The sequence below is a fragment of the Dyadobacter koreensis genome, from assembly GCF_900108855.1.
In the GTDB taxonomy this organism is placed as follows: domain Bacteria; phylum Bacteroidota; class Bacteroidia; order Cytophagales; family Spirosomataceae; genus Dyadobacter; species Dyadobacter koreensis.
Window position 1 is genome coordinate 627,292 of the sequence record NZ_FNXY01000003.1, and the last position, 15,411, is coordinate 642,702.

12 protein-coding genes are annotated in these 15,411 nt (G+C 41.2%); 5 read left to right on the forward strand and 7 right to left on the reverse strand.

Annotation, left to right across the window (positions count from 1 at the left end):
• Positions 1-16: 16 nt before the first annotated feature.
• The 5 genes from BMY70_RS11280 to BMY70_RS11300 all read right to left on the reverse strand — a co-directional run bounded on the left by BMY70_RS11280 (position 17) and on the right by BMY70_RS11300 (position 6,558).
• Positions 17-3,472: a DUF7948 domain-containing protein gene (locus BMY70_RS11280; RefSeq protein WP_090335269.1), complete on the reverse strand. Its 3,456-nt coding sequence runs from the start codon at positions 3,470-3,472 to the stop codon at positions 17-19.
• A gap of 20 nt (positions 3,473-3,492) precedes the next feature.
• Positions 3,493-4,113, reverse strand: coding sequence for an ABC transporter ATP-binding protein (locus BMY70_RS11285; RefSeq protein WP_090335270.1), 621 nt, complete (start codon positions 4,111-4,113; stop codon positions 3,493-3,495).
• A 44-nt stretch (positions 4,114-4,157) separates the two neighbouring features.
• Complete coding sequence (bla, locus tag BMY70_RS11290; RefSeq protein WP_374754704.1) at positions 4,158-5,036, reverse strand: class A beta-lactamase, subclass A2; 879 nt, start codon at positions 5,034-5,036, stop codon at positions 4,158-4,160.
• 65 nt (positions 5,037-5,101) lie between these two features.
• Complete coding sequence (locus BMY70_RS11295; protein WP_090335272.1) at positions 5,102-6,322, reverse strand: hemolysin family protein; 1,221 nt, start codon at positions 6,320-6,322, stop codon at positions 5,102-5,104.
• The gene (locus BMY70_RS11300; RefSeq protein ID WP_090335273.1) at positions 6,319-6,558 is read right to left on the reverse strand and encodes a hypothetical protein; all 240 of its coding nucleotides are present in this window, start codon (positions 6,556-6,558) and stop codon (positions 6,319-6,321) included. Before BMY70_RS11300 ends, BMY70_RS11295 begins: the two co-directional genes overlap by 4 nt.
• Positions 6,559-6,804: 246 nt before the next feature.
• Here BMY70_RS11300 and fbaA point away from each other — a divergent pair, with 246 nt between their 5' ends.
• Positions 6,805-7,884 carry a class II fructose-bisphosphate aldolase gene (fbaA, locus tag BMY70_RS11305; RefSeq protein WP_090335274.1) on the forward strand — a complete coding sequence of 360 codons (1,080 nt, stop codon included), beginning with the start codon at positions 6,805-6,807 and terminating at the stop codon, positions 7,882-7,884.
• 79 nt (positions 7,885-7,963) lie between these two features.
• Here fbaA and BMY70_RS11310 read toward each other — a convergent pair whose 3' ends face one another.
• Entirely contained in the window at positions 7,964-8,380 is a 417-nt protein-coding gene (locus BMY70_RS11310; protein WP_090335275.1) for a winged helix-turn-helix transcriptional regulator, read from the reverse strand.
• Positions 8,381-8,477: 97 nt separating this feature from the next.
• Here BMY70_RS11310 and BMY70_RS11315 point away from each other — a divergent pair, with 97 nt between their 5' ends.
• The 4 genes from BMY70_RS11315 (at position 8,478) to BMY70_RS11330 (ending at position 13,405) form a co-directional block, all read left to right on the forward strand.
• Positions 8,478-9,110, forward strand: a complete 633-nt coding sequence (locus BMY70_RS11315) for an NAD(P)H-dependent oxidoreductase (protein ID WP_090335276.1) — start codon at positions 8,478-8,480, stop codon at positions 9,108-9,110.
• A gap of 42 nt (positions 9,111-9,152) precedes the next feature.
• Entirely contained in the window at positions 9,153-9,857 is a 705-nt protein-coding gene (locus BMY70_RS11320; protein ID WP_090335277.1) for a DsbA family oxidoreductase, read from the forward strand.
• A 103-nt stretch (positions 9,858-9,960) separates the two neighbouring features.
• Positions 9,961-10,782 carry an ion transporter gene (locus tag BMY70_RS11325; RefSeq protein ID WP_229209570.1) on the forward strand — a complete coding sequence of 274 codons (822 nt, stop codon included), beginning with the start codon at positions 9,961-9,963 and terminating at the stop codon, positions 10,780-10,782.
• A 49-nt stretch (positions 10,783-10,831) separates the two neighbouring features.
• The gene (locus tag BMY70_RS11330) at positions 10,832-13,405 is read left to right on the forward strand and encodes a DUF5686 and carboxypeptidase regulatory-like domain-containing protein (RefSeq protein ID WP_090335279.1); all 2,574 of its coding nucleotides are present in this window, start codon (positions 10,832-10,834) and stop codon (positions 13,403-13,405) included.
• Positions 13,406-13,483: 78 nt separating this feature from the next.
• Here BMY70_RS11330 and BMY70_RS11335 read toward each other — a convergent pair whose 3' ends face one another.
• Positions 13,484-15,340: a M1 family metallopeptidase gene (locus BMY70_RS11335; protein WP_090335280.1), complete on the reverse strand. Its 1,857-nt coding sequence runs from the start codon at positions 15,338-15,340 to the stop codon at positions 13,484-13,486.
• Positions 15,341-15,411 lie beyond the last annotated feature (71 nt).

The following is a 15,411-nucleotide window of genomic DNA, read 5'->3' on the forward strand; positions in this document are numbered from 1 at the left end:
ATTCACTGACATTCAATTACTCTAAAACTTCCAGCCACCCTTTACAATGATTTCCGCCGGGCGTGTCAACAACGTAAAAGTAAGTCCCGTTTGTCACACCCTTACCCCAATCATCTTTATAATTTGTTGATTTGAAAACGCTTTTTCCCCAACGGTTATAAATTTCCAGATTCGAACCTGAAACGGGAATCACAAAGTGGTCATTTTTCCCATCTCCATTTGGCGTTATCACGTTCGCAATAACCAGCGGCGGTTCGGCACTTACCTCTTTGGAAGTAGTTAGCGCACAACCAGCAGAATTATAGGAAGTGAGCGTCACGATATATTTTCCTGGTGTTTCATAACTGTAATCTTCGATATTAGTTGTAGTCAGACCATTTACCGTTCCAAGATTCCATTCATAGCGTTCGGCATTGGATGTTTTATTTAACATGGAATATTTGACAGGTTTATTGCATTCTCCACCTGATCTGACAATTTCGAACGCAGGTTCATGCGCATTGTCGATGGTCACTGTTATCTGTCTTTTCGGTCGACAGCCATTTCCATAGATACCTTCAATTGTGTAAGTAGTCGTTTGAGCCGGACTTACCGTAACCGATTTCCCGCTGGTTTCGCTCAGTGTGGAATCACCGGTCCAGTTATATTGTGCGGCCTCTCCGGACACAGTTAACGTCACAGTTGTGCCAGCGCACGACGTTACGTTTTGCATCGCTACAAAATCTTTACTTTCCTCAACTGTCACATTAACTTTTTTAGTAACAGCACAACCACTTTCAGTACTGATTTCTACGGTATATTCAGTCGTCTTATCAATCGTCGCTTTGGGATTTGCAATAGCCGAATTGTCCAAACCTGTGGCAGGCGACCATTTATATTTCGTACCTCCACTGGCGAAAAGACTGATCGTCTTATTCTCACATACGATCGTATCGCTGATTATTTTGGCATTGACACTTTCTACTCTGATCGTTTTCTCAGCCATATCCATTCGCTTGCAACTCAACTTATTGTATGCTTTTAAGGTAACTTTGTACTCGCCGGCTTCTGAAAATGTGTAGCTGCCACCATCCTCTTCCCGGGAAATCCCGTTTCCATTTATTTCCCAGAAATACTCGACACCACCCTCACTTGCATTAAAAAAATCCAGCGTAAGGGGAGCACAACCTTGCAGCACATTTTTAGTTTGTCCCTGATAAACGTCAAAATCTGCTTTTAACAGATCAATATCGATTTTGAAAGCCGCATTATTACAGTTCGAACTTTTATTCGTTTTTGACCAGGCCTGCGGCGTGACAGGAAAATTACTTCCTCCACATGAACAGGTTGCGTGATAAATCACACCGTTTTTATCAAACCGGCTCGTCCCGCCATCTACGTGGTCACCTTCCGCCTGGCGGTTGTCACTACCAAAATATGTAGCATATAAAAGCGACCGCGCTCCTTCTTCCAAAATCGCGATATAAAAATTATTTCCTGTCGTTACTGGCTGAATAGCATCCTCTGTAACAGGTAGTCCGGAAGTGCTGCTGGCTGTATTATAAGAAGTTTGAATATTCACGTCGCCTCCCCAACCGGCGATATAAATATTTCCGCATTCACTAACTAAGAAGGCTGTCGGAGAAATATCCGGCGTTCCCCTGCCCGATCCGATCGTTGTAGAGAAGATAGATTTAGACAAATTATGATCCAGCGCATGGATAAACTGATTACTTTTTGCATTGCTATACAAACCTTTGGTTACCGGATACTCGCCCATTGTCAGACCATAAATGAAAACATTTTCATTCGGATCGAGGTCGAGTAAATAAGCACCATCAGCCGCAGCTGTACCTAAATACGTAGCAGCTTTTAACTTCCCGTTTGAATAAACCGCTACAAACGCGTCTTCCGTACCATTTATTTTTGCCTGATATGAAGCACTGCTTGTTGCAAGATTAGAACTCTGCGTAATACCGGTAACATAAGCATCACCATTTTTCGCAGGCTTTATCGAAAACGCGGCGTCGAACCCGTTTCCGCCGACATAAGTACTCCAAAGCAGTGAATTCAAATCAGAGGAAAGTTTGATAAGTACGCCGTCCTGAATTCCGGAAAGTTTAGTGTGATCTGCGCTTTGGACTGGGAAATTTTCTGAATTCGTTGAAGAAACGACAAAAACATTATCCTGGTTATCCAGCTCTATTTCACCACGAAAGCTGTCTCCATAATTTCGAACCTGTACAGGTCCCACGCTGCTGATCCCGTCGTTTCCACTTCCACCAATATAAGTTGAAGCAAGCAGTTGTTTCCCGTCCGCACTTAATTTTGAAACAAAAATATCACTGCCATTAAAGAGCTCGAGGCCACCAATGGGTTCGGTTGAGATCCCGCCTGCAAATATTTTTTGAAAAGCAGTTGCGCTGGTTGGAAAATTCGATGACGAAGTCGTTCCGAAAATCAGCAATTCATTTTTACTGTTAACGATCAGACTATTCGGTACGTCTGTATTGTTTCCTCCAAGATATGTAGCGTACAAAAGTTCACTGCCATCCGGACTGAATTTTAAAATTCCTACGTCTACAAGTGCAGAAAATCTTACTTGGTAAGAACCTACCGTCGCCGGAAAACCGACTCCAAAAACAGTTCCGCCGGAATATAAATTTCCTTCTGCGTCATAGGTCGCAGTATGCCCCCAGTTATCCGCAGTAGAGCCCGAATAAGTTGAAAAGATCAATTCCGGGTCAATGGTTAATGTTTCAGATTGGGTATACCCTTTTGGAAAAGAAAACTGAATACGATTATTTTCTGTCAGAACAACATTTGAAGCGATATCCAGCGTTTTTTTATTAACAAGCTGAAAAGAATAAGGCTGTGCTTCCTTAAACTGACCAACGGAAGTTTTTACTATTGTCTGCCCTGCCTCATTTACCGACACACTGCTTGCTCCCTCATATTTTAATTTGATCTGAGACGGATCGGCCTGTGGGTGAACGATAAATTCATATTTTAACGTGTTATCATAAATGTAGATCCGAAGATCAATTCCCTTATATATACCTTCGTAGACAACTTCCTGAAAGGCTCCGACATCTCCCGCACGAACCGATTCTGTACCAGCAAGGAAATAATTAAAACGAGTTTTGACGGGATATTTTGTGGTATACTTAATTTGGGTATTGCAATTTTCAAACTGAACTTCCACGCCATGCGCATTGATTATTTTAGGTTTAGCAGGCGCAAATTTCGCATTTGGAGAAGCGGGGATGGATTTCGTGTGGACAGATGAAACCTGAGAAGCATCATAAAGTGAATAAAGCAGCGACTTATTTTTCAGGAACAAAAATCCTCCGGGTATCTCAGTTCGGAACAAGATATCCGAATCCCACTGACCTTTGTTTTGAATAAAATACATTCCGGCGCCGGACGATTCTGCAATCGCTCCAAAAAAAACCAGTACCAAAATCAAAAGATATTGTATAGTTTTTGCCATAATCCGACATTGATCCGTTTCTATTTGAACGCAGAAACCGAAATGATATTTTCGCAAAAATCATATTCCTGTTTTACATTCGAACCTAACAAAACCAGTTGGTTTTCAGTTGCTTTTGTAACGTTGTCAAGATACCAGTTTATTCCGGTTACATCCAAATTTGTTGTCGGTTCATCAAGAAAAATAATTGGCACATCAGACATAAAGGCAAGTCCAAGTTTGACGCGCTGCTTCATCCCTGACGAAAAATGACGGATCACTTTTCCGCGTGCATGAGACAGTTGGATGTAATCTTCAAAATCGGAGCTGGAAATATTATTTTTAAGCGGTTTGAACTGTTTATGAAAATCGACCAGTTCTCTCAGCGTAAATTCTTCAATTAATTCAAGATAAGGTGCAGCGATGACCAGATGTTTGTACCATTCCTCAACATCAATATTTTTCCCCGCTTTGGTCGTGTATTGTATTGTGCCTTCCGTTGCCGGTGTCATACCGGTGATCAATTGCAGCAGTGTAGATTTCCCACTCCCGTTTGGCCCGACAAAAACATATTTCTGCCCTCCTTCCAACACAAAACTTGCCCGGCGGATTATCCATTCCTGAATGAATTTTTTACCTATATTCTCTACTTTGATTTGCACAATTTATTCAGTGATTGCCGGTTAAACAATAAAAAATTCAACCGCTATTTTTTTGCTAAATAATAATCCCAGGCTGCTTTCGAAATCTGGGCAATCACGCCATCGCGCGTTTTCTCATCAACAGGTGTATTTGATACAAAAACTACGATCGCTACATGTTCCCCATTCGGAAGCGTCATGATGCCGGCATCATTGGTTGCGGCTAAAACCCCATCTTTCGTATCCGACAAACCGGTCTTATGGGCAACGCTTGCACTTTTCGGTAACAAACCTTTGATTTTGTTTGGGCCGGAAGTTGTCTCCGTCATGACCTTCCAAAGGAAATCGTTGCTCGTTTTTGACAGCGCTTTGCCTTTATAAAAAATTTCAAGCAAACGCAGCATTGCTCTTGGCTTGCACCAGTTTGCAAACTGAGCATTCCAATCTTTATGCATTTCCTCTTCCGTAGCCGCTATTGCTATGCTTTTTATGCCAAGGCTATGAATATAAGCATCTACTTTTTTTGTACCGCCGATCAAACGAAATAAAATATCACAGCCATTATTATCACTTTGAGAAACGGTATAAGCCAGAATTTCCGATAATTTCAGATCAACATTTCCTTTCGGATATTTTTCTCTGATCGGGCTCCACGTATTAGGCAGAAGATCTTTTGAGGTAATATGAATTTTTTGGTTCAATGACAATTTCCCTTTATCTACCTGGTTTAAAACGGCCATCGCAAGCGGAAACTTGTATACGCTCTGCATAGGATATTTCAATCCTTCGTTGAATAAAAAAGTCTCCCGATCTTCCAAACCCATAATGGCAACACCAACAGTTCCTTTCGCCTGAGGAAGAATTTTTTCGATCTTTTGACGAAAAATCTCATGCTGTTTTTGTGCATTTACATTGTTGTTAGTCAGCAAAAACAGAGCGATCATGAACAACGGAAATACTTTGAGCTGAATACGGGAATTCATTGGAGTAATTTATAAGGGTTTATAGGTTAAATTTCATTCGCTTCACTACCTGTTTGAACGCTTCCAGTTCTTATTCTTGTAAGTTTCACCAACTCAATTCGTGTATCCTGCATAGAAATAATTTGAAACGAATAAGGCGGCATTTCTATTTCATCATTAACTTCTGGCAAATCACCGTGCATTTGAATCAGCATCCCGGCCAGCGTATCGTAATCACCCTCAGGAAGTTCCCAGCCGTATTTTTCGTTCAGATAATCTACCTCATGACGTGCACTCAGAATGTAGGTATGATCGTCCACTTTTCGCTCCGTCCAGTCTTCCGTTGAATCGTATTCATCCTGAATTTCCCCAAAAATCTGTTCTACCACGTCCTCCACACTTACAAGCCCGGAAGTTCCTCCAAATTCGTCAACTACCAGAGCAAGACTTCTTCTTTCTTCCAGAAAACGAAGCATCAGGTCGCTGGCAGGCATAGCTTCAGGAACAATCAAAATCGGGGTTACAATACTGCTGATTTCTTTTGGCTTGCGAAAAAGTGACAGTGCATGACAATAGCCAAGGATATCATCAACCGAGTCCCGGTAAACAATAATTTTCGAATGTCCACTTGTCAAAAACGTCTTTTTTAAGTCTTCAATCGTGTCATTGACATTTACAGCCGAAATTTCCGTTCGCGGAATCATACAATCACGGATCCTTAAATCTTTGAAATCAAGTGCATTGATGAACATTCTTTCTTCAATACTGTGATCGTCAAAGTCGGGATCGTCGGCAGAAACTGCCTCGTCCCGCAAATAGTATGATAAGGCATGTTCCTTTACAAAAGGCTCAACAAGCCAATACAGTGGTGTCATTACCCACTCTGCAAAACGGACAGGAAATGCTTTTAAATTCAGGATTTTTGGAAAACTATGGCCGATCCGAACCCATGTCGTATAACAAAGAATCCATAAAACTGCAAGAAATATAAATAGAACGCCAAACGTAAAACCTTCCGCCAGGCCCAGGTAATCATGTAGAATTGGAAAGACAAACGCGACAGCATAAAAACAGCCCAGTGCCACTACGGCAAGGCGGATCATACGCAATAACCTGCGCCAGTAAAGCGTCTGATATATTTCGGCAGCGTTTTCGTGCCTTAATGAATAGCGGTCAATAGAAACGTCGAGCAATACAGCCCGAACCGCTCCGTAATATCCGGCAAGAATGAAAAAGAAAACAGCAAAACCGACTGGCAGAACATTCATTTCTTTACAGTTTTGGTGACTTTTACACTTTTTCCCCTTTCTTCATCTTCCAGTTTTTTCTTCAATTCCAGAGAGGATTTCAACCGGCTGAATTGAAAAAATAAAAGACAGGTAATACTTAATAAAAGGAGCCAGTAACTATCAAATAAAGTGGTGCGGCGAAATTCCAGAACCCATACAATTAAAAAACCGACGGTGCCGGCAAGAAGAATGGTTCGGGTTAATTTTGGAGACATGCAATATTAATTTTGTAACTAAAACGGCAGAATGTTATCATTCTGTTCTTCAAATCTATTCTTTTTTCAAATATACACAGAATGAGTCAAAATGATTGCTCACAGAAATCGTCTTCATCACTTATAATATCCTTTACATATCTCGCCCATTTTCTGTAAAATAGTTAACTTGCGGCAATTCCTGTACAATCGGGCCGCAATACCCGAATTGTAAAATTTATTCTTGATAAAATATCTTATTTTACTATGAGCGAAACCACAAAACGCTTTCCTGCCGGTGTAATTACAGGCGAAGGAGTTAGCGAAATTTTCCGTCATGCCAACGAAAATAATTATGCCCTTCCGGCTGTTAACGTTGTAGGCACTAACTCAGTGAATGCAGTTTTAGAAACAGCTGCGGCTGTAAACAGTCCTGTTATTATTCAATTTTCGAATGGTGGCGGAATTTTTTACGCAGGAAAGAGCCTTTCAAATACAGATCAGAAAGCTGCTATTGCAGGAAGCATCTCAGGCGCTCAGCACGTACACCTTATGTCTGAAGCGTATGGCGTTCCTGTAATTTTACATACAGACCATTGCGCGAAAAAACTTCTTCCCTGGATAGACGGTCTCCTGGAAGCTGGCGAACGTCATTTCGAACAATACGGCAAGCCATTGTACAGCTCACACATGCTGGATTTGTCTGAAGAACCGATCGAAGAAAACATCGAGATCTGCAGCAAATATTTCGAGCGTATGGCTAAAATCGGAATGACACTTGAAATTGAATTAGGCGTTACAGGTGGCGAAGAAGACGGCGTGGATAACAGCGATGTTGACAGCTCTAAACTTTACACTCAGCCAGACGAAGTTGCTTATGCTTACGAAGAATTGAGCAAAATCTCGCCTAACTTCACGATTGCTGCTGCTTTCGGAAACGTACATGGTGTTTACAAACCAGGTAATGTGAAATTGGAGCCGAAAATTCTTCTTAATTCCCAGAACTTTATCAAAGAGAAATTCGGAACAGGCGACCTTCCTGTAAACTTCGTATTCCATGGCGGATCAGGTTCTTCCCGTGAAGAAATCCGTGAAGCAATCGAGTATGGTGCGATCAAAATGAACATCGATACAGACGTTCAGTGGTCAACTTGGGAAGGAATTCTTAAATATTACAAGGACAAGGAAGGATATCTTCAGTCTCAGTTAGGAAACCCTGAAAGCGCTGATTCTCCTAACAAAAAATATTACGATCCACGTGTTTGGTTACGTAAAGGCGAAGAAAGCATGATCGCTCGTTTGAAAGTTGCTTTCGAAGACCTGAACTGTATCAACCGGTTGGCATAATTTATTGCAATCCGCCACAACGAAAAAAGTGAGGCTTCGAAAGTGTCAAACACAATCGAAATCTCACTTTTTTTATATCTCAGTGTGCAGATATCTCCGCTTCCACCTCCAAAGGCTCACCTACTTCCAATTTTCCCATTACCTTATTTCTGTGTTTGATCCCCCAGATTCTCAGCACATCGATCAGATCTCTTAGCGAATGTCCGTGTTCGGTCAAAGTATATTCTACCACAACGGGTATCGAATCAAAAACAGTCCGTTTTACCAATTGATGTGCTTCCAGATCCCGTAATTCCTTTGACAACATCTTGTCTGTAATGTTTGGAATTTCCTTGGCGATCTGCGTAAAACGTTTGTTTCCAAACATCAGTGAAATAATAATCTGAAGTTTCCACTTTCCGTTCAGTGCATCCAGCGCATCGCGGACCGGCAAAAGGCTCCGTGCACAGTCGCTATGATTTAATCTTTCCTCCAAAAATTCGTGCTTCGCTTCCATGTGTTATTCCATTTTTATTACTATCCTATTGTATAGTACTTACAAATGTATAGTTTATTTATTTAAGTTTGCATAATTAATTTAAAAAGAAACTACAATGAATAACCTCATAGAAACTTTGAACTGGCGTTATGCTGCCAAAAGAATGAATGGAAACAAAATTCCGTCTGAAAAACTGGATGTAATTTTAGAGGCGATCCAGCTTTCTCCTTCTTCTGGCGGTCTTCAGCCCTACACGGTTTTCGTTATTGAAGATCAGGAAATTAAGAAAAAAATTCAAAAAGTGGCCTACATGCAGCCGCAAATTGCCGAATCCTCTCATCTGATCGTTTTTGCCTCCTGGACAAAGATCACAGCTGAGCAAGTTGAAAACTTCATAAATCTTATCGCAGAAACACGCGGGATTTCATCAGACTCACTGAACGGTTTGAAAACATCATTAATCAATAGAATATCCAGTCATACGGACGAAGCGAATGCCCAGTGGGCGGCTCGTCAGGCATATATCGCCCTTGGTCATGCAGTAGTGGCAGCAGCTTCTGAACAAATTGACGCTACACCCATGGAAGGTTTTGATGCGGACGGTATGGATGAAATTTTGGGACTAAACGAAAAAGGCCTTCGCAGTGTTGTAATGATGACGCTAGGCTATCGGGACACCGAAAACGACGTTCTGGCTAAGGCTAAAAAAGTAAGAAGATCTCATAAAGAGCTTTTTGTGACTATTTAATTAAGATCATAAACCTGGCTCACCAACTAAACAATAAAAACAATGAAAGTTGAAATATGGAGTGATGTAATGTGTCCATGGTGTTACATCGGAAAACGCAAATTTGAAAAAGCCCTGGAACAGTTTCCCCAAAAAGAAAGGATTGAAGTGGAGTGGAAAAGTTTTCAGTTAAATCCTGATATGGAGACGGATCCGAATAAAAATATCGTCGATTATTTGGTTGAAGCAAAGGGCATAACCACGGATCACGCCACGCAAATGCTAGACAACGTAACCAATGTGGCGGCAGAAGTCGGACTGGATTATCATATGGAAAAAGCTGTTCTCGCAAATTCCTTTGACAGCCACCGTTTTATTCAGTTTGCCAAGAAAAATAGAAAAGGGGATGCCGCCGAAGAACAGTTATTTCACGCATACTTCACCGAAGGAAAGAACACTGCTGACCATAATACTTTAATTGATCTTGGCGTAAAAATTGGTCTTGATGCTGGTGAAGTTAAAAGTGTGTTAGACAGCAATCAGTTTGCGGACGATGTCCGGAAGGATATTTACGAAGCTCAGCAAGTTGGTGCGAGGGGTGTTCCGTTTTTTGTTCTGGACCGAAAATATGCCGTTTCAGGCGCACAGCAAACCGAAACTTTCCTCGGCGCTTTGCAAAAATCTTTTCAGGAATGGGAAAAAGAAAATCCGGCTCCGATTCAGACTTATGCAGAAGGCGATAGTTGCACGACCGATGGGGTTTGTTAAAATTGACTTTCTGACATTATAAAAAAACGAGGCCCGGGTCATTGCATTTTGTGCAATCCCCGGGCTTTTCTTACATTGCCGGCTTACATATCAAATGCAGGTCATGGCCATAGATCGTAATTCGTTACGGGGGAAACTTTTCATCATAATTTTCGGAGCAAATACGAGAAAAGGACGACTATTCGACGTTTTTCTGCTCTATTTCATCCTGACAAGTATTTTAATCGTTTGCCTGGAAAGTGTTCCCAAAATCCGGAATAATTACGAACCAGAGTTTTTTTATCTTGAATCATTTTTTACAATCGTTTTTACGATTGAATATTTCCTCCGGATTTACAGCCATCCTAAACCGCTAAAATACCTGCTGAGTTTTTATGGAATCATTGATTTATTTTCAATCCTTCCATTTTATCTTACCTATTTTATGCCGTCCGGCCATTATCTGATAACCATCCGGATTTTGCGCCTGCTCAGAGTTTTCAGGATCCTAAAATTAAGCAGTTTTGTCCATCACGCTCAGGTTCTGAAAAGCGCACTTGCTGCCAGTTTACAGAAAATTACAGTTTTCATGTTGTTCATCGTAGCCCTGGTTTTGATCATAGGCACGATTATGTATGTAGTAGAAGGAGAAGAAAATGGCTTTACCAGTATTCCACAAAGTATTTATTGGGCAATCGTAACAATCACCACGGTTGGGTATGGAGATTTGACACCTCAGACATCCCTTGGACAGATTATTTCATCTGTTGTGATGATTATGGGATATGCGATCATCGCTGTACCGACCGGGATTGTGACTGTTGAAATGTCAAGGTCGTTGCCGGTTCCTAAAACAGCCGACCTGATCGAATGTCTTTCTTGTGGGAAACGAATGCCATCTAATGCCAACTTTTGCAGCAACTGCGGACATTCTCTTAAGGAATAACCGGGAATTTGCGTAGTGACTTAAAAACTGATATCCTGAACCAAACTTTATGCGCTTTCTCCTTTGCTCATTTTTGCTGTTTTTTGTTATTTCTACTTCAAAGGCAGGAGGAATAAAGGGCCGCATTTCAAATAAAACGGGAGACGCCCTGCCCTATGCCGGAATCGTTGTCAAAGCGAGCGGCGATGGAACAATCGCGAATGATGAAGGTTTGTATGAATTTGCTTTACCTGCAGGAACTTACGAAATTATTTTTCAATACCTCGGTTTTAAAACATTGACTAAATCGGTTGTCGTTGGTAACGAATTTCAGGAATTGAATATAGTTCTGGAAGAACAGGCGCTGAATTTAAATGAAGTTAAAGTAGATAATAAACGTGAAGACCCAGCCTATACGATAATGCGGAAAGCGATTGCCAAAGCACGTTTTCATCAGCTGCAGGTCCGGGCCTATACTGCGAAAGTTTATTCGAGAAGCACCGCACTTCCGACAAAAATACCTTATCTGGTCGAGCGCAGGCTAAAAAAAGAAGGCGTTCAGGAAGGAAAAGCCATCATCAATGAAAGTGTTGCGGAAATTCAGTATCGCCGTCCGAATAACTTCAAACAGCACATCATTTCTACCCGAAATAGTCTGGATAACAGTATCCCTTCGCCTAATGAATATATTTTAGCCAGTTTGTACAGTCCTGAAATTGCAGGGACAATTTCTCCCCTTTCTCCAAAATCGTTTTCATATTACAAGTTCGAGTACGAAGGTTATTTCGAAGACCGCGGACAAATTATCAACAAAATCAAGGTGATACCACGGGCCTATGGAGAAGGTATTTTTCGTGGCAGTTTATACATTATAGACGAACGTTGGGCTATCCACAGTTATGACCTGGAAACGACAACAAGCGGACTTGACATATCAGCCAAACAGATTTTCAATCCAATTCAGGACGTATGGCTTCCCGTAAATCAGCAATTCAGGATTAAAGGAAGTTATCTTGGTTTTGCAGGAGAATTTAAATATCTGGTTTCGCTAACCTATCAAAAAATGGATGTTGATCCCGGATTGAAAGAAGAAATTGTTGTGAAAGACCCGAAAGTCGATGCCGAAGTTTCTGAAAATGTCCGCAAGAAAAATCTGGAAAAGATGATTAAGGATCAAAAAGCATTTTCGACCAAAAACCTGAGAAAATTCACAAAAGAATACGATAAGGGCCTAAAAAAAGAAAGGAAAAATAAAGGCGAAGACACCAGAATTGTCCGTGAAGATTCGATAGTAGTTGATACGATGGCGAATAAAAGGGATACCACTTATTGGGCAAACCTTCGCCCGATCCCCCTTACAAACTCCGAGGAACAGAGTTATGCCATGCAGGATAGTATCAGGGTAATTAAAGAGGCTCAAAAAATCAACAGCCGCCCCGATTCTACGAACTTCAAAATTCAGCACATTCTGGTTGGAAACACCTATTCATTCAAAAATCGAAATTTTCTCAGGATTGAAAGTCCTTTTCTTGCATTTTACTATAACACCGTTGAAGGATACGCGCTAAACCTTGCCGCCGAATACCAGAAACGCTGGGGAAAATCGAGCTATTTTACAATTCGCCCTTATGCCCGATATACCTTCGGGAGAGATAAATTTAACGGAAATATCCAAGCAAACGTTGGCAACAAAAATTCAAATTTTTTGATTACCGCTGGTGAAATGGTAAATCAGAATAACCGCGACAACCCAATTACTCCGTTCGGAAATACGGTCTCAACATTAATTTTTGAAAGAAACCGTGCGAAATTATATCAGTCCAAATTTCTGAAAACTGAGTATTCCATCCGAAATATTTCGGACGTTTTAAGTTTCAATACCAGTCTTGAATATGAGCAGCGCCAGGAAGTATTTGATATGGAAAATATAAAGTCGTTCATCGACTGGCCTAAAAGAAGTTTCCACCCAAACAGGCCGCTCAACGACGAACTTGAAAGCACTGGTTTTCCGGATCACGACGCGTTAGTATTTCAAATCAGTGCAGATATTCGTCCCTGGCGTAGATATTTGGTCAGAAATGGGGAAAAGCGATATTTGAGAAGTAAAAAACCAGCATTTAGTATTCTTTACAAAACCGGATTGAGATTTGCCGGCGATGTAGATTATGATTTTTTACAAGGTGGAATCCGGCAGTCCATCGACCTTGGCCCAAGAAACACGGTTAGTTATTCAGTAAAGGGCGGAGGATTTTTAAGCAAAAAGGAAATGTATTTTCCGGATTTCCGACACTTTATGGGAAATGAATCATTCTTCCGACTGGGTGATCCGCTGACTCAGTTCCGAAGTCTGCCTTATTATGAACATAGCACACAACAATGGTTTGTTGAAGGACACGCCTTATGGTCCATGCAACGCTTTCTGATCACACAATTTCCTGTTTTTCGTTTACGTGGATTGAAGGAAACTGTTCAGGTGCATTATCTTTTCTCTCCAACGTCGCGCCATTACGGAGAACTGGTCTACGGCTTAGATCATATTTTACGCTTTTTCCGAATAGAAACCGTTGCGCAGTTCGACAGCTACAAGATAAATAAAATCGAGTTTCGTTTGGGTACGACATTCAGTATAGCAGATTTAAGATAAAAAATATCGGCTGTCCGCTATCGGCTTCCAATAGAATTTTGATGAATGCCGAAAGCTGACAGCCGAAAGCCATCGTTCTTATCTAACCTTTTCTCCCTTAAATCTTGGCGCCACTTTTGGCAAAGAAGGGTACGTATTGTTTTCCAGATTAATATCTGCCATTCGCTGACTTGGATCAATAACAATCCGGTCGACATCGGTTGATGGACGGTCGATCGTAAAAGTATATTCCGGGTAAGTCCAGCCCCAGTCAGATAATAATGTTGTTTTTGAATATAACTTCTCTGTTTTTTCTCCGCGCATCATTTCCAGTGGAACATAAAAATTTTCCTGCGTTCCATCTTTATAACTTACGACAATATCCAAAGGCATCGGCATCTGCCCGATTCTCTCAATCACCACATCCGTTTTTCCACCATTTTGTACAACCTCTTTAATGCCATAATCGATGGTTTTTGTCGTTCCAACGAAATCCTCCCAGTACCAATCCAGTTCCAAACCAGATTCCTTTTCCATAATCCGTTTTAAATCCGTTGGATTTGGATGTTTATATTTCCATTCATTGAAATAACGTTTCATACCCGATTCGAGCTTATCTTTTCCTATGATATAACCAAGCTGATTGAGAAATACGGCACCTTTCGAATAACTGGCAATGCTGTACGCGCGATTCGTATTGTAGTGATCAGCATGTGTCGTCAAAGGTTCTTCCAGGCCGGATTTTACGAGATTTCTATAACTGTTTGTCGTAGCGCGCTGCGGGTCAGATTTTGACTGGAACAATTCTGACAACACAATGTTTTGAGCATAGGTCGTAAAACCTTCGTCCATCCATGAATATTTGGATTCATTGGTTCCTAAAATCATTTGAAACCAGCTGTGAATCGATTCATGAACAGCAACGCTTACCAGACCTCCGAGATTTTGATGCCCCGTGATAAGCGTGGCCATAGGATATTCCATTCCCCCATCGCCACCCTGAATTATTGAATACTGTTTGTACGGATAACGACCAAATTTCTGGTTCATAATCTTAAACGCCTGAGCAGCCAACGGCTCCATTTCTTTCCAGACATTTGCCAGCGTATCCGTTTGGTAGAAAAAATGAAGATCCAGGTTTTCATCCACTTTAACTACATCGTGTTTGTAGTCACGGTCGGCAGCCCACATAAAATCGTGAACTTCCGGCGCAATGAAATGCCAGGTTAACTTTTCTCCCGCTTTATGTTTTACGTCTTTGTTAGTGTAGCCATAACCAATTTTGTCAGCGTTTTGTAAATAACCGGTCGCAGCAACAACATACGAAGCATCCAGTGTAATTTTCACGTCAAAATCTCCCCAGATGCCATAAAATTCACGACCGATATACGGATTTGCATGCCATCCTTCGTAGTCATATTCACACATTTTAGGATACCACTGCGCGACGGAATAATCAATTCCCTCGCTGTTATTACGCCCATTCCGGCGGATTTGAACGGGTATCTGCGCTTCAAATTCCAGATCGAAAGTATGCTGTGTTTTAGGTAGAATTTTTTCGTTTAACGTTACTTCCAAAATTGTCCCGACCACCTCATACTTCAACGGTTTTCCATTATGCTTTAATGATAGAATTTTTTCGTAACCAATTTCACTTGGAGAAAGCTTCGAGATACGATCTTTTACACGCGGGTCCGGGTCACTGATTGTTCTTGAACGAACGTCCATTTGGCTTCCTGGCTGAAATGCGTTTAAATAGAGATGGTAAAAAACCTTGGTAAGTGTGTCTGGAGAATTGTTGGTGTAAACCAGTTTCTGGATGCCTTTGTACTGGTGGGTCGCCACGTCAAAATCGACATTCATTTGATATTTAGCACGTTGCTGCCAACGATCAGACTGCGAATATGCGGCTGTACAACTTAGAGCAGCCAGAATAACAAAAAGCAATTTATTCATTCGTAAAAACTAAAAATTCATATGAAATAGTACGCAAATTACAGCAAACTAACCAGTTGACCATATCGGCC

What these genes read in the sequence shown, in the direction of transcription:
- BMY70_RS11280 (WP_090335269.1), bottom strand. Translation starts at nt 3,472, where the DNA reads ATGGCAAAAACTATACAATATCTTTTGATTTTGGTACTGGTTTTTTTT.
- bla (WP_374754704.1), bottom strand. Translation starts at nt 5,036, where the DNA reads ATGATCGCTCTGTTTTTGCTGACTAACAACAATGTAAATGCACAAAAA.
- BMY70_RS11295 (WP_090335272.1), bottom strand. Translation starts at nt 6,322, where the DNA reads ATGAATGTTCTGCCAGTCGGTTTTGCTGTTTTCTTTTTCATTCTTGCC.
- BMY70_RS11300 (WP_090335273.1), bottom strand. Translation starts at nt 6,558, where the DNA reads ATGTCTCCAAAATTAACCCGAACCATTCTTCTTGCCGGCACCGTCGGT.
- fbaA (WP_090335274.1), top strand. Translation starts at nt 6,805, where the DNA reads ATGAGCGAAACCACAAAACGCTTTCCTGCCGGTGTAATTACAGGCGAA.
- BMY70_RS11310 (WP_090335275.1), bottom strand. Translation starts at nt 8,380, where the DNA reads ATGGAAGCGAAGCACGAATTTTTGGAGGAAAGATTAAATCATAGCGAC.
- BMY70_RS11315 (WP_090335276.1), top strand. Translation starts at nt 8,478, where the DNA reads ATGAATAACCTCATAGAAACTTTGAACTGGCGTTATGCTGCCAAAAGA.
- BMY70_RS11320 (WP_090335277.1), top strand. Translation starts at nt 9,153, where the DNA reads ATGAAAGTTGAAATATGGAGTGATGTAATGTGTCCATGGTGTTACATC.
- BMY70_RS11325 (WP_229209570.1), top strand. Translation starts at nt 9,961, where the DNA reads ATGGCCATAGATCGTAATTCGTTACGGGGGAAACTTTTCATCATAATT.
- BMY70_RS11330 (WP_090335279.1), top strand. Translation starts at nt 10,832, where the DNA reads ATGCGCTTTCTCCTTTGCTCATTTTTGCTGTTTTTTGTTATTTCTACT.
- BMY70_RS11335 (WP_090335280.1), bottom strand. Translation starts at nt 15,340, where the DNA reads ATGAATAAATTGCTTTTTGTTATTCTGGCTGCTCTAAGTTGTACAGCC.